Origin of the sequence: Saccharococcus sp. Marseille-Q5394 (assembly GCF_946901335.1) — a bacterium.
Classification (GTDB): Bacteria; Bacillota; Bacilli; order Bacillales_A; family Planococcaceae; genus Sporosarcina; species Sporosarcina luteola_C.
In genome coordinates, this window is sequence record NZ_CAMPPQ010000001.1 from 639,134 (window position 1) to 652,569 (window position 13,436).

Genomic DNA, 13,436 nt, shown 5'->3' on the forward strand with positions numbered 1-13,436 from the left:
GGAGCGTAAGTGTTATCGAAAAACTAGATGAAAATTTCTGTCCAGGAATATCGCCATCTTAGATGCTTGAAATGACCAAGTCTGTCCTTTGCCTTTTGGATAATACACAAATCCACCATTCTGACTGTCGAGTTCTTTTCTAAACAGTGGTCTGAAAAGGATATTCTCTTTAAGCCATTCACTTTTTTTGCCTGTCCTTTTTTCTAGATCCTTCATGCTCCAGTAGACACCCATCAACTCGCGGCTTCTCAGTTCCTCAAGTTCCACCTTTCGGATTAAAACCGTATCGTTCGGGATGGGGATTGTAAGATTAACTGATAACTGTTGTTCCACACGCCTTCCCTCCTTGGATATTAGAATCTTAATTTTTCAAGGTTACCCGTTTCGAGTAACTTAAAGCTAAAAAAATATGTCCTTCACTATTTGTGTAGTATCGAGTTCCAAAAATAGAAATACAACTAAAACACACCAACTTTCTACACGTTTTGAGTAGCTTTATAGATTACTATACTTACTCGAAACGAGTAAGTCAAATAAAATGTTACCCGTTATGAATAATTAGAGACTTCTTTAAGTGCAGGGAAGTTACTCAAACCACACATGGTATGATAGAATAGAGAAAATGATCATGAGAAGGTGCATGTATTGTGGCTGAAAACCTTCACGAGAAATTAATTGCTCTGAGGATAGAAAGAAATTGGACAAAAACTGATGTGGCGAGAAAGTTAGGTATTAAAACATTATCTACCTATGCTAATTGGGAATACGGAACGAGACGTCCGGATCCACATATGATAAAAGAAATTGCTACACTTTATAATGTTTCTATTGATTATCTTTACGGACATTCAGATAATTCCTACCCTACTAGAGAAGACGAGGATTTTGAGAATGCGATTAAAGACCCAGATCTCAAAAGATGGTATTTAGAATTACCCAAATCTGATGAGGAAGACTTAATGAAATTGCGGAAAATGTGGGAAATTATTAAAAACGAGGACAAATGAAACGTATTTTAAAAATATGATTAACCTACCCTATCTTTTATTTTTAGATAGGGTATCATTATAAATCAAAAGCGAACATACATTCGCTTTGTTGGCAAGGAGATGTGTAAATTTGAGGATTGCAAATTTTAGTCTCTTAGAAGATATGGTTTCATCCATTTATCATTCACTAGCTGTAACTGATCTAGCTTCATTTAATTGCGATGAATTGATTGCTATGATTTCCGAGAAGTTTGACATAAGTACTTATTACTTTGACGAGGCAAGCGAGGCAAACAATTTAGGGGGAAAGTATCGGATTTTTTTAAATGAAAATCAAAGCCCTCAAAAGATTTGGCAGGATTTTGGTCATGAACTAGGGCACATTCTTATACATGAAGGGCATCAGCAATCCATGGTTGAATCTTTTCGAATCTACCAGGAATGGCAGGCTGAGAAATTTGCTTACTATTTCTGCATACCGACATTCATGTTGAATGAATTGGTAATGCCTAAGCATAAATGCGAAGCAATCGGCCTGATCTCTACGCTATTCAATGTAGAGCCTGAATTTGCTGAAACAAGATTAGATAAGTGGTTGAGAAGTAGAGAGGCCATTCTTTTAAACACATAACAAGAGGAAGGAGAGTTTACTATGGCGTCATTTCAAAAGCGTGGGAAAACCTGGCAGTTCACTGTTAGCAGAATGGATAACGGGGTCTCAAAGCCCATCAGAAAAGGTGGTTTCAAAACTAAAAAAGAAGCACAAATCGTGGCAAATCAAGTGGAAACCGATTTGCAACGGGGAATCATTCCACAAATCACATTGGTCCCTTTCAGCGAGTATTTTCGTGAGTGGTTGGAGTTATACAAGAAGGAAGTTGACCATATCACACTTAAACGCTATTTAAACACCCATCAGACAATTCTCGTGTATTTCAAGGATCAACCTTTACAACATATAAATAAACGCTCTTATCAAGCCTTCCTGAACGAATATGGTCTTACTCATGCAAGGGATACTACCGCAAAGTTGAATATGCATATAAGAGCCTGTGTAAAGGATGCGATTGATGAAGATTTAATAAGGATAGATTTTACTCGTAAAGCAGTCATTACTGGCAATGATGAAACATCCAGGCCAGCCGATAAGCATTTGAGCTATAAAGAGAGTCAGCTCCTGATGTCCGAAGTTTATAAGCGACTTCATAGAGGAATAGGATATTATCTGATTCTGCTTGGACTGACATCAGGAATGCGATTCGGAGAAATGGTAGGTTTAACTCGAAGTGACTTTGATTTCAAGAGAAATGTAATTAAAGTGACAGAGGCATGGGATTACAAAACCGACAGGGGTTTCAAAGAATTAAAAACCGCCTCATCTGAAAGGGAAATTCAGATGGACAAACAAACAATGCTAACATTCAAAAACTTATTTGAAACAAAACCTTCAAACAATGAACATGATCTCGTCTTTTATAGCCCCTTATCCAGACGAAAAGTTTTTACCAACGAAGCAGCAAATAAATTACTAAGAAACTTGCTGCATGACTTGGGCATAAATAATATTACATTACATGGATTGCGACATACACATGCAAGTATTCTCCTATATCGCAAAGTCTCCATTTACTATGTTTCCGAGCGGTTAGGTCACAAAACGATTGATACCACACTCAATCATTATGCCCATGTTGTTAAGGAGCTGCGTACAGAAGATGCTAACCGGACAGTTCAGTTATATGAGGACATGGCAAATACGTTGAATGTGTAAAATTTGTGTAAAATGATTTCATTTCCTATCGTTTCTGAACGTATTCTCAAAAAACAAATAATGACCATAAACGCTGTAACACCAACGTTTATGGTCATTCCTATTACTTCTTATCGTGTTCACTTTTCATCTAAAAACGTCCCAGGCAGGAATCGAACCTGCGACCCTCAGCTTAGGAGGCTGATGCTCTATCCCCTGAGCTACTGAGACAAATAATAATACCTTTCTATTATAAAGAGTAGAACAGCTAAGGGCAATATATTTGTTTCTTTGATTTCTAGTTAGTCGTATGACAAAGTTTTTTATACACATATTAGGGTATAAAAGAAATTGATTATTTAACTGAGGAGGTTTGGACGTATGGATAGAAGTTCTTCTACCGAGAGATTTCAACCGATGACATCGGTGATGAGTGGACAAGGAGTAGAAGTCGCTCCTGATTTGTACTGTTATACGATTCAAATTGTAAACGTCATCTTTTACGGATTTGCCGGCGAAGGTAATGATTGGGTTCTGATTGATGCGGGAATGCCGAAATCGGCTGAAAAGATAAAGGAAGAAGCTGAAAAGAGATTCGGTAAAAATAATCCGCCTAAAGCAATCATCCTGACTCATGCACATTTCGATCACATCGGTGGTTTGATTGATCTATTGGAAATTTGGGATGTACCTGTATATGCGCATGAGTTGGAGCTTCCTTATATTACTGGGCATAAGAATTACCCGGAACCTGACACGACTGTAGAAGGAGGAATGGTTGCAAAGCTATCATTCATGTTTCCTCATGAAGGTATAGACATCGGCTCAAGAGCACATGAGTTGTCTATTGACCATACAGTTCCCTTCATGCCTGATTGGAAATGGATTCATACACCTGGACATTCTGAGGGGCATATATCCTTATTTCGCAATGAAGATCATGCAATGATTGTCGGAGATGCTTTCGTTACAGTAAAACAGGATGAACTCTATAAAGTGTTTACTCAAGAAAAGGAAATTGGTGGCCCGCCCCGCTATTTGACTCCTAATTGGGAAACAGCAGAACAATCCGTCGAAATCTTAGCTGCGTTACGGCCGGAAATTGCTATTACGGGGCACGGTGTCCCTGTCCGAGGACAATGGTTGCATGAGAATTTAGATCGTTTGGCGTCAGACTTTCAAGCGATTGCAGTGCCGGATCATGGGAAGTATGTCGACGATTCCAACTAACATCTGATGTCACTGACCCTACTCCATCTTCTTAGTTCCTTTTCATATTTACAGACATAACAGGCAAACTAAGTAAAAGATGAGTGAGGAGGTCACTGTATTGGACAGAGTCGAACGACGAATTACTAAACGGAACGAAGTCGAAATGCTTAAAAAAAAGTATGCAGATCGATTCCATGAATTTGCCACTTTGGGCGATTACAAAGAAGCAATGGTCGAAGCTTATAGGAAGTCGAAACGAGAGCAAATAGAAGACGATGAATCTACGACGAACCAATAACAAAGACGTCTCTCTGTCGTAAATGACAAAGAGACGTCTTTTTCATTTTCAAAATAATGTTGGAGCTGTCAATCCAATAATAACGAGCAAGATGACAACAAGGATTAGAATTGGCAGGATGACGGCCAAGGTGGCTTTCCATGCTGAAAATCGATGAACTTCAGCGATTGCCGCTATTAGGACAATCAACGACCAAATTCCTAAAATGAAGTTGACGATTAATGAAATCATTGACCACCCTAACTGTCCAATTGAGAAATCATAATCACTTGAGAAATTGCCCTGCCCTAAAATAAACATGTCAGGTATCCAAATAAGGCCTCCAATGACAATAATAATGCTGGAAACTGTAAATGCCCTCCGTGTTTCCTCAAATGTTCCCAATCCACCTAGCATCAGTGAAAAAGCATGGTAGATACCTGATGCGATATAAAGGCCAATCACGCCTATGACCGGTCCAGCAAGCAATGCCACTAATAGAACAGCTGCAATATTCCAGTTTTCAAATAGATCATCGCCCGCTGCTTGATCGAGAAAGTGTATAATGCCCGTAATCGCAGCAATCATAAGAACAAAACTTCCGTTTTTATAATCCATAACATATTGGACTGTCTGTCTCGGGTGAAGCCATACGGATGTCCACGGGTTTACTAGTTGACCTGAAGCTTCATTTTCATTATTTGGCATAGCTAACCCCACTCTCCATTACTCTTTTTCTAATCTCTACACATACATACGTATGGCAATTGATTTCGTTTCAAAGAATAATAGAGAAATGGAATTCACTCATTTAATCCTTTTCCCATCCCTTTCAGGAAATTTAGACCGTATTTCACTGCTTGATTTATATGAGGATCGTTGAGTGCTGTCATAACCTGCAAAATGGAAACTTTATCCCCGTTCCCTTTATACAGTTCGGCTTCCTCAATCCCCTTTGTGATGTTATCCGTCAATTTTGCGGTGACTTCCGGATTAATTGTTGTCAAAAGACCCGTTGCGTTCAACAAATTATTAATGAGATTTGTCATCGGCTCCCGTGAAGCTTGCTTCACAGCAATGCCCGCAATCTCGTCTTTCGCTTTCACCATTGCGGTTACTGCATCCAACACGCCTGCGGTGTCCAATTCAGCGGTTATTTGAATGATTTTATTCAATGATTGTTGCTGTTCCGAAATGAGGGATTGCAGTTCTGACATTTTCTGTTGCTGCTGCTCCTCAGGAGTAAGTTCTATTCTTTTAATTGAAGTAATCGGCGCTGCCATTAAGATCACCCTTTCTCCACTTGATCTGTCAGATGCTCGTAACCAGGTCTCGCCCATTTCCGTTCAACTTCAACCCCATCTTGAGGATGCCGTTTTTTATTTCGGTGGTTGCTTGCCGGCAACGGATTTTCGCCTTCCGTGCGTATAACCTCCATGCGGACTTTTGCTTGTTTGAAAGCAGGAGTATTGGTCCTTTGATCGACCGCCGTTCCCGTCAGGAAGTTTATCGCCGATTCTTTTTCAACCGAGTTCATCGGAAGGAATAATTCATTCCCCTTCACCCTTTCGGTCACTAGAGCAGGAAGACGTAGTGCTCCGTGCGGTGACACGAGCCTTACTAACGAGCCGCTGAGAACTCCCCTCTCTTTTGCAAGTTCTGGAGATACTTCCACGAAGATTTCAGGCACTTTCGATTGAATTCCAGCAGATTTATTCGTCAAGTTCCCTTCATGGAAATGCTCAAGCATCCTGCCGTTATTAATATGCAAGTCGAATTCGTCATCGTATTTGACCGGTTCCACCCAATCGGACAAGGCAAACCTTGCTTTTCCATCAGGGAAATTAAATCCATCGACATATAGTAACGGAGTACTTTCACCGTCAAGACTTCCCCACAAAAAGCTATTCCAGTTTTCCATATTACTGTAATCGGCCTTGCTGAACAACGGTGAAAGACTGGCCATTTCAGCGAAGATTTCACTCGGATGTGTAAACTGCCAATTAGCCCCGAGTCTTGTAGCGATTTCCTGGACAATCCACCAATCGGCCTTCGCATCCCCTAATTCCGGCAAAGCTTTATACAATCGCTGAACTCTTCTCTCCGTGTTCGTAAATGTCCCATCCTTCTCCAAGGAAGGTACCGCCGGTAAGATTACGTCTGCATATCTTGCAGTCCTAGAGAAGAATATATCTTGGACTACTAGGAAATCGAGTTTGGATAAGACGTCATGCACATGATTTGCATTGGAATCGACGAGCGCCATATCTTCACCGACGATATACATCGCTTTCATGATGCCCTCATCAACCGCATGCAACATTTGAATATTATCCAGTCCTGGCTTATTGCCAATTTCAACCCCATATGCGCGCTCGAATTTTTCACGTGCAGCATTATCCGTTACGTGCTGATAGCCTGGCAGCCATCCTGGAAGAGTACCCATATCACAAGCACCTTGGACATTGTTATGGCCACGTAATGGATACGCACCTGCGCCTGGCCTGCGATAATTCCCGGTAGCTAGAAGTAAGTTAGAAATCGCAGCGGAAGTGTCCGACCCGCCAGTATTTTGAGTAACTCCCATTCCCCATAAAATACATGTACCATCCGCATCGCGAATCATTTCAGCCGTCTGGATCAGCATTTCTTTCGGCACACCAGTCACATGCTCGGCAAAATCAAGCGTATATGTTTTCAATACATCTTTGAACTCATCAAAATGGTGGACGTTTTCACGTATGAAGGCCGCATCATGCCAGCCCTTGTCAATCAGATATTTCGTTACCGCCATCAACCATACTTGGTCAGTTCCCTGCTTCGGACTGATAAAAATATCGGATCGCTCCGCCATTTCATGCTTGCGCAAATCAGCAACGATCAATTTCTGACCATGTAGTTTATGAGCCCGCTTAACACGCGTGGCGAGAACGGGATGTCCTTCAGCAGGGTTTGCTCCAACGATGATCACAAGACCCGCCTTTGCTATGTCTTTGATCGTTCCCGCGTCGCCACCCATTCCAACAGTCCTGAATAACCCATCGGTCGCCGGCGATTGACAGTAACGTGAACAGTTGTCGACGTTATTCGTCTTGAACACTTGCCTCGCAAGCTTTTGGATCACATAGTTCTCTTCATTGGTGATTTTTGAAGATGATATGACACCAACACTATCTTCGCCATATTCCTTATGGATGGATCCCAAACGCTCCGCCACCAAATCCAAGGCTTCCTTCCAGGTGGCTTCGACGAATGAATCCCCTTTCCGGATGAGCGGAGTCGTCAATCGTTCTTCGCTGTTGACGAAATCCCAACCGAACTTTCCTTTGACACAAGTCGATATTGCATTGACGGGTGCTTCTGAAACAGGCTGGATCTTCAGGATTTTTCTGTCCTTTGTCCAAACTTCAAATGAACACCCTACCCCGCAGAAAGTACAAACCGTTTTTGTTTTCTTCGTTCTTGTATCACGCATCGCCGCTTCTGCATCCGAAATGGCCATGATACCGCTATATCCAGGCTCCACGTCTTTCACGAGATCAATCATCGGAGTTAGAATCTCTTCTTTCATCCCAGTCATAAATCCAGCTTCCCCAAGCATGGACTTCTCCATCAATGCATTACAAGGGCAAACAGTGACGCAATGGCCGCAGCCGACGCAGGAGGAATCATTGATCTTCGCGCCACCATCCCAGAGGACAATCGGCCGATCCCTTTTCCAGTCCATACTAAGTGTTTCATTCACTTGCAGGTTTTGACATGCTTCTACACATTGGCCACAAGCTATGCATTGATTCGGATCATAACGATAAAATGGATGTGTGAAATCCACACTGTCTTGTGTGCATTTTGGCTCGTATGGATATTTTTGTTCCTCGATTCCCATCATGTCAACCGTGTTATGGATTTTACAGTTGCCATTGTTGTTATCACAAACAGTGCAATATAATAAGTGGTTTTCAAGGATCCGATCCATTGCTTCCGTTTGCGCTTCCTTTGCGCGCATAGAGTTCAATTGGACATCCATTCCATATTCGGCTTTTGTTGAACAAGCACGAACAAGACGGCCATTTACTTCAACGATACATGTATCGCACGTTTCAATGGGGTCCACTTCAGGCAAATAGCAGATTTGTGGATGCTCAATCCGCTGTTCATTGACCACTTGTAATATAGTCATGCCTTCCCTGAACGGCGATACCTTTCCATTAACTTTGATTGACATAAAAATGCCTCCTTTGAAATAAAAAACCACCATAGACAAATACACCTGCCAATAGGTGTGCTTGTCTATGGTGGAATAGTCCAGTAGCAGAGCTTGCTAAATAACCAATCCAAATGTAAAGTAATTGAATAATAATACCAGTGCAGTTTCATACCCCGATATCATTCTTACTAGTATTATAGATTATATGCAATTATTATACAATGTCTTTTATGGGTTATTGAAAGATAATTCTTATTTTTCAAAAGGAGTGTATAGGAGTGTCAAAAAAAATCCATGAATTCAATGATATTATCAGGAAGCTGAGAAAAGACCTCTTCGGCAAGGGTCCAGAAAGGATTACCACAATATTTGTCGACAATATGGCAATCTCGACACTTTACGGGAATTTGACACCTACCGAAAAATTCATCGCAGGCACAAATGATGGCAAAGAGATGGTCCATATGGCCAGGACAAGAATGATACAAGAAGTATATGCTGTCTCACCTCCAGAAGGTCTTGAGGAGGTAGTTGGCGCTAAATTCATCCATCTATTCTCAGACATCAAATTGGAGGACGATATTGCTGTTTCTGTATTCTTGTTCGATAGGATTATTGATCAATGAAAGGAGAACCATTATGAATCGCATTCAAAAACGGGCCATTTTGCGATTTGCCAACGGTGCATTCGAACAAAAGACAGATGAGGTCGCAACTGAATTCCCGATTACAATTAAATTAAACGGTAAAGAATTAGTAACTATCGTCTGTACGCCCGAGTATATCGAGGATATGGTAATCGGATTCCTTGCGTCCGAACGAATTATTATCGATTACTCAGATATCCAGGAGATCCGGTTGGAGGAAGAATTGGGCTTAATCCATGTACATACAAGAAGAACATTTCCTTTTTTTGAACAGCTCCAAAACAAAAGGTATATTACATCGTGTTGCGGGATGAGCCGACAAGGATTTGTCTTTGCCAATGACGCACTCACAGCTAAACGCATGTTGCAAAGGGATGTCGTATTGACACCTCAGCATTGTTTTTCGTTGATGGAAAAGATGGATCAGAAAGCTGATCTGTTTCAACAAACGGGCGGAGTGCATATTGCTGCTCTTTGCGATTCGCAAGATTTCATGCTGACTAGAATGGATATAGGACGGCATAATGCGCTTGATAAAATTTATGGATATTGTTTTAAAAACGAAATTACTGTTAAAGACAAGGTGATTGTCTTTAGCGGTAGGATATCTTCGGAGATATTATTAAAAGTCGCAAAAATCGGCTGTGAAGTCGTTCTTTCTAAATCCGCTCCGACAGAACTAGCAGTAAATCTTGCTGATGAATTAGGAATAACCGCAGTCGGATTCATAAGAGGCCAATCATTCAATGTGTATACGCACCCAGAAAGAATCAAACTATGACTTTTCGATATTTTTAGACTAAATATAATATTTAGTGACAAACCCAAAAGATGATGATATCATGACGGGAATATGACAAAATATGTATCTCTTTTTTCGAATCTTCAAACAAAATGAAAGGGCTTTCATTTCCTATTTGAAATTACTTTGAAAAACGAGAGGAAGATTCCTTTGTCGTATTACTTTATTATCAAAGGGAGATGTGAAAAGTGAAAGTAGGATCGAAGAAAACAAAGAACAGATGGTTGATTGCCGCCTCCGCCGTTGGGATTCACATTTCGATCGGCTCCGTGTATGCATGGAGCAACTTTACAAACCCGCTGATCGACCAATTCGGATGGTCGACAAGCCAAGTGCAATTGACGTTTAGTATCGCAATTTTATTCTTGGGCCTGTCTGCTGCATTCCTTGGTCACTTCGTTGAAAAACATGGTCCACGTAAAGCTGGGATACTTGCGGCAACTTTCTTCGGAGTAGGTGTTATGGGTGCTGGTTTCGCCGTAAGCATATCCTCGCTTACACTGTTGTACTTTTTTTATGGGGTACTAGGCGGAATTGGGCTGGGTGTAGGATATATTGCCCCAGTTTCCACACTTGTGAAATGGTTCCCGGATCGGCGTGGTCTTGCAACAGGAATGGCAATAATGGGGTTCGGCTTTGCAGCTGCAATCAGCAGTCCCATAATGGAAGCGCTCATCACTTCTGTTGGCCTTCAAAACACATTCTATATCCTAGGAGCATCTTATTTAATTATCATGATCACCTCTTCACTTTATCTTGAGAAACCTGAGGAAGGTTGGGCTCCAGCGGGTTATATAAAAAAGTTGGAATCCGGAAAAGTCGAAGCGAAAGTGGACTTAGCACAATTGACAGCGAACGAAGCTATCAAGACAAAACGATTTTATTATTTATGGATGATGCTTTTCCTGAATGTCACTTGCGGAATCGCCATCTTGTCTGCTGCCAAGCCTCTTGCCATAGAAAGTATTGGCATGACTACAATACAGGCTGCTGCACTCGTTGGAGTCCTCGGACTCTTTAATGGATTCGGACGGTTAGGATGGGCATCCATTTCCGATTATATCGGTCGAAGACATACGTACACAGTATTTTTTGTTATTCAGGTAGTGTTATTTGCCCTTCTACCTTTTACAACTAACGCCATACTGTTCCAAGTAATGCTCGCTGTGATTTATACTTGCTACGGCGGAGGTTTCTCATGCATACCTGCGTATATCGGTGATATTTTCGGAACAAAACAACTTGGCGCAATTCATGGATATATATTAACAGCCTGGGCGGCAGCGGGAATTGCCGGACCTATGTTTGCTGCTTGGATGAAAGACACGACTGGAAGTTATGAAAGTAGTTTACTCTTTTTCGCGGGACTGTTTGGAGTTGCATTGGTTATTTCGATTTTAATTCAATTGGATATCAAAAAGGTAAGAGCTGAACAGCATGGTCCGAAAAATGTAAATACAGTACAAACGGTGAAGAGCGTCTAATATTAAAAATGAGAAAACCGCCATCCACATCATATTTTTCGATGTGGATAGCGGTTTATCTTATTAGTTAGCTTGGGCCTTCATTTCTTTAAACTCTTTTTCGGAGCAAAGTACGAAATGACCAGGTGTTACTTCACGGAATTCCACTTTTTCATCGGGTCCGTAATTATGTTGTTTAGGATCGTACGGATGTCTTACCCGTGACCGTTCGTAAATCGGGTCCGGAAGCGGAATCGCAGATAGCAATGATTTTGTGTAAGGGTGCAACGGATTTTTGTATAATTCATCCGCAGGAGCCATTTCAACAAGCTTCCCGAAATACATGACGCCAATCCGATCCGAAATGTACTTCACCATAGATAGGTCATGCGCGATGAATAAATATGTCAATCCCTTTTCCTTCTGCAAGTCTTTCAGCAAGTTGACCACTTGGGCTTGAATGGAAACGTCAAGCGCGGAAATCGGTTCATCAGCAATGATGAACTCCGGATTGACGGCGAGCGCTCGCGCAATTCCAATCCGTTGACGCTGACCTCCCGAGAATTCATGCGGATATCGATCGGCATGCTCTTTATTCAAGCCTACTGTTTCCAGCAACTCCACAACCTTCTGCTTCCGTTCTTTCGGATTTTTAGCCAATCCGTGAACATCCAGTCCTTCAGCGATAATATCCAGGACTTTCATTCGCGGATTCAATGATGCATATGGATCTTGGAAAATCATTTGCATCTTCCGATTCAAAGCCTTCACTTCGGATTTTGATTTTTTCTCATGTACACTAATCCCGTCGTAAAGGACTTCTCCGTCGGTGGCATCATAAAGACGAATGATTGTCCTGCCAGTTGTCGATTTTCCGCAGCCCGATTCCCCGACCAGGCCAAATGTCTCTCCACGATATATATCAAAGCTGATATCGTCGATTGCCCGGACTTCGGATGGTTTACCGGCATTAAAATATTGTTTCAAGTTTTTCACTTCAAGCAATTTCTCCACCATCATGCATCACCTCCAGTCGTTTGTTCATAGTATCTGCTTCCCCGGAACGTCTTCATCCTCTCGATAATCGTCTTAGGAGGATCGACTTGCGGTGCATTCGGATGAAGCAGCCAAGTCGCTGCATAATGTGTGTCGCTAACTTTGAACATCGGCGGGGCTTGCTCCATATCAATTTGCAATGCATATTCACTTCTTAGTGCAAATGCATCTCCAACAGGAGGATTCAACAGATCAGGCGGAGTGCCTGGAATCGCATAGAGCTTTTCATCAGCCAAATCCATAGACGGCATCGAGCTGAGAAGTCCCCAAGTATATGGATGCTGCGGGTTGTAGAATATCTCATCCACTGTTCCCACTTCCACAATCCGCCCGCCATACATGACAGCCACTCGGTCTGCCACGTTTGCAACAACACCGAGGTCGTGTGTAATGAAAATAATCGACGTATCGACTTTTTTCTGAATGTCCTTCATCAATTCAAGGATTTGTGCCTGTATCGTAACATCAAGTGCAGTCGTCGGTTCATCCGCAATCAATACTTTCGGATTACAAGCGAGTGCTATCGCAATGACGATCCGCTGTCTTTGTCCGCCAGAAAATTGATGCGGGTACATTTTAATTCGCGTTTCCGGATTTGGTATACCTACCATGCGCAATAAGTCAATGCAAACTTCCTTCGCTTTTGCCTTGCTAACTTTTTGGTGCTTTAAAATCGGCTCCATAACCTGCTTGCCGATTGTCATTGTCGGATTCAACGAAGTCATCGGATCCTGGAAAATCATTGAAATCTCTTTCCCTCTGATTTTCTGCATTTGACCATCAGAAAGTTTCGTCAAGTCATTTCCATTAAAAAGAATTTCCCCATTTTTAAATTCAGAGCTCGACTCGGGCAACAAGCGCATTATCGATTTCGTTGTCACCGATTTACCGGAACCCGACTCACCGACAATGGCTAATGTTTCTCCTTTGATCAAATCAAAGCTGACTCCTCGGATTGCTTTCACTTCACCGGCGAACGTGTGGAAGGAAAGCTCCAAGTCTTTTACTTGCAATATTTTTTCCATCTTGGCTT

Annotated in this window: 14 protein-coding genes and 1 tRNA gene; 8 read left to right on the forward strand and 7 right to left on the reverse strand. The window is 41.8% G+C overall.

The window, feature by feature from the left end; all coding sequences use genetic code 11:
- Nucleotides 1–12: 12 nt before the first annotated feature.
- Entirely contained in the window at nucleotides 13–333 is a 321-nt protein-coding gene (locus OC538_RS03175; protein WP_251700382.1) for a DUF771 domain-containing protein, read from the reverse strand.
- Between the two features lie 314 nt (nucleotides 334–647).
- Here OC538_RS03175 and OC538_RS03180 point away from each other — a divergent pair, with 314 nt between their 5' ends.
- The 3 genes from OC538_RS03180 (at nucleotide 648) to OC538_RS03190 (ending at nucleotide 2,760) form a co-directional block, all read left to right on the forward strand.
- Nucleotides 648–1,007: a helix-turn-helix domain-containing protein gene (locus OC538_RS03180; protein WP_262173280.1), complete on the forward strand. Its 360-nt coding sequence runs from the start codon at nucleotides 648–650 to the stop codon at nucleotides 1,005–1,007.
- Between the two features lie 112 nt (nucleotides 1,008–1,119).
- Nucleotides 1,120–1,620, forward strand: coding sequence for an ImmA/IrrE family metallo-endopeptidase (locus OC538_RS03185; RefSeq protein WP_262173281.1), 501 nt, complete (start codon nucleotides 1,120–1,122; stop codon nucleotides 1,618–1,620).
- 21 nt (nucleotides 1,621–1,641) lie between these two features.
- Nucleotides 1,642–2,760 carry a tyrosine-type recombinase/integrase gene (locus OC538_RS03190; protein ID WP_262173282.1) on the forward strand — a complete coding sequence of 373 codons (1,119 nt, stop codon included), beginning with the start codon at nucleotides 1,642–1,644 and terminating at the stop codon, nucleotides 2,758–2,760.
- 137 nt (nucleotides 2,761–2,897) lie between these two features.
- Here OC538_RS03190 and OC538_RS03195 read toward each other — a convergent pair.
- Nucleotides 2,898–2,970, reverse strand: a tRNA-Arg gene (locus tag OC538_RS03195).
- A gap of 150 nt (nucleotides 2,971–3,120) precedes the next feature.
- On the opposite strand from OC538_RS03195, the gene OC538_RS03200 reads away from it, so the two are divergent.
- Both OC538_RS03200 and OC538_RS03205 read left to right on the forward strand, forming a co-directional pair.
- Nucleotides 3,121–3,969 carry an MBL fold metallo-hydrolase gene (locus OC538_RS03200; protein ID WP_251694507.1) on the forward strand — a complete coding sequence of 283 codons (849 nt, stop codon included), beginning with the start codon at nucleotides 3,121–3,123 and terminating at the stop codon, nucleotides 3,967–3,969.
- 100 nt (nucleotides 3,970–4,069) lie between these two features.
- Nucleotides 4,070–4,249, forward strand: coding sequence for a hypothetical protein (locus tag OC538_RS03205; RefSeq protein WP_251694506.1), 180 nt, complete (start codon nucleotides 4,070–4,072; stop codon nucleotides 4,247–4,249).
- Between the two features lie 48 nt (nucleotides 4,250–4,297).
- Here OC538_RS03205 and OC538_RS03210 read toward each other — a convergent pair whose 3' ends face one another.
- The 3 genes from OC538_RS03210 to fdhF all read right to left on the reverse strand — a co-directional run bounded on the left by OC538_RS03210 (nucleotide 4,298) and on the right by fdhF (nucleotide 8,453).
- Nucleotides 4,298–4,936 (reverse strand): Yip1 family protein, encoded by a 639-nt coding sequence (locus OC538_RS03210; RefSeq protein ID WP_262173283.1) that lies wholly within the window; start codon nucleotides 4,934–4,936, stop codon nucleotides 4,298–4,300.
- Nucleotides 4,937–5,031: 95 nt separating this feature from the next.
- Nucleotides 5,032–5,511 carry a DUF1641 domain-containing protein gene (locus OC538_RS03215; RefSeq protein WP_262173284.1) on the reverse strand — a complete coding sequence of 160 codons (480 nt, stop codon included), beginning with the start codon at nucleotides 5,509–5,511 and terminating at the stop codon, nucleotides 5,032–5,034.
- A 5-nt stretch (nucleotides 5,512–5,516) separates the two neighbouring features.
- Entirely contained in the window at nucleotides 5,517–8,453 is a 2,937-nt protein-coding gene (fdhF, locus tag OC538_RS03220; protein WP_262173285.1) for a formate dehydrogenase subunit alpha, read from the reverse strand.
- Nucleotides 8,454–8,713: 260 nt separating this feature from the next.
- Between fdhF and OC538_RS03225 the strand changes: the two genes are divergently transcribed.
- The 3 genes from OC538_RS03225 to OC538_RS03235 all read left to right on the forward strand — a co-directional run bounded on the left by OC538_RS03225 (nucleotide 8,714) and on the right by OC538_RS03235 (nucleotide 11,368).
- Nucleotides 8,714–9,061, forward strand: coding sequence for a DUF2294 domain-containing protein (locus tag OC538_RS03225; protein ID WP_262173287.1), 348 nt, complete (start codon nucleotides 8,714–8,716; stop codon nucleotides 9,059–9,061).
- 13 nt (nucleotides 9,062–9,074) lie between these two features.
- Nucleotides 9,075–9,863: a formate dehydrogenase accessory sulfurtransferase FdhD gene (gene fdhD, locus OC538_RS03230; RefSeq protein ID WP_262173288.1), complete on the forward strand. Its 789-nt coding sequence runs from the start codon at nucleotides 9,075–9,077 to the stop codon at nucleotides 9,861–9,863.
- Nucleotides 9,864–10,072: 209 nt separating this feature from the next.
- The gene (locus tag OC538_RS03235; protein WP_262173290.1) at nucleotides 10,073–11,368 is read left to right on the forward strand and encodes an OFA family MFS transporter; all 1,296 of its coding nucleotides are present in this window, start codon (nucleotides 10,073–10,075) and stop codon (nucleotides 11,366–11,368) included.
- Between the two features lie 63 nt (nucleotides 11,369–11,431).
- Here the strand turns inward: OC538_RS03235 and OC538_RS03240 are convergent, their stop codons facing one another.
- Both OC538_RS03240 and OC538_RS03245 read right to left on the reverse strand, forming a co-directional pair.
- Complete coding sequence (locus tag OC538_RS03240; protein ID WP_251695272.1) at nucleotides 11,432–12,364, reverse strand: ABC transporter ATP-binding protein; 933 nt, start codon at nucleotides 12,362–12,364, stop codon at nucleotides 11,432–11,434.
- Entirely contained in the window at nucleotides 12,364–13,428 is a 1,065-nt protein-coding gene (locus OC538_RS03245) for an ABC transporter ATP-binding protein (RefSeq protein WP_251694499.1), read from the reverse strand. The genes OC538_RS03240 and OC538_RS03245 overlap by 1 nt, the downstream gene beginning before the upstream one ends.
- Nucleotides 13,429–13,436 lie beyond the last annotated feature (8 nt).

Excerpts from the sequence above, each read along its gene's own strand:
- OC538_RS03215 (WP_262173284.1), bottom strand. The coding sequence starts at position 5,511 with ATGGCAGCGCCGATTACTTCAATTAAAAGAATAGAACTTACTCCTGAG.
- OC538_RS03245 (WP_251694499.1), bottom strand. The coding sequence starts at position 13,428 with ATGGAAAAAATATTGCAAGTAAAAGACTTGGAGCTTTCCTTCCACACG.
- fdhD (WP_262173288.1), top strand. The coding sequence starts at position 9,075 with ATGAATCGCATTCAAAAACGGGCCATTTTGCGATTTGCCAACGGTGCA.
- OC538_RS03240 (WP_251695272.1), bottom strand. The coding sequence starts at position 12,364 with ATGGTGGAGAAATTGCTTGAAGTGAAAAACTTGAAACAATATTTTAAT.
- fdhF (WP_262173285.1), bottom strand. The coding sequence starts at position 8,453 with ATGTCAATCAAAGTTAATGGAAAGGTATCGCCGTTCAGGGAAGGCATG.
- OC538_RS03190 (WP_262173282.1), top strand. The coding sequence starts at position 1,642 with ATGGCGTCATTTCAAAAGCGTGGGAAAACCTGGCAGTTCACTGTTAGC.
- OC538_RS03200 (WP_251694507.1), top strand. The coding sequence starts at position 3,121 with ATGGATAGAAGTTCTTCTACCGAGAGATTTCAACCGATGACATCGGTG.
- OC538_RS03210 (WP_262173283.1), bottom strand. The coding sequence starts at position 4,936 with ATGCCAAATAATGAAAATGAAGCTTCAGGTCAACTAGTAAACCCGTGG.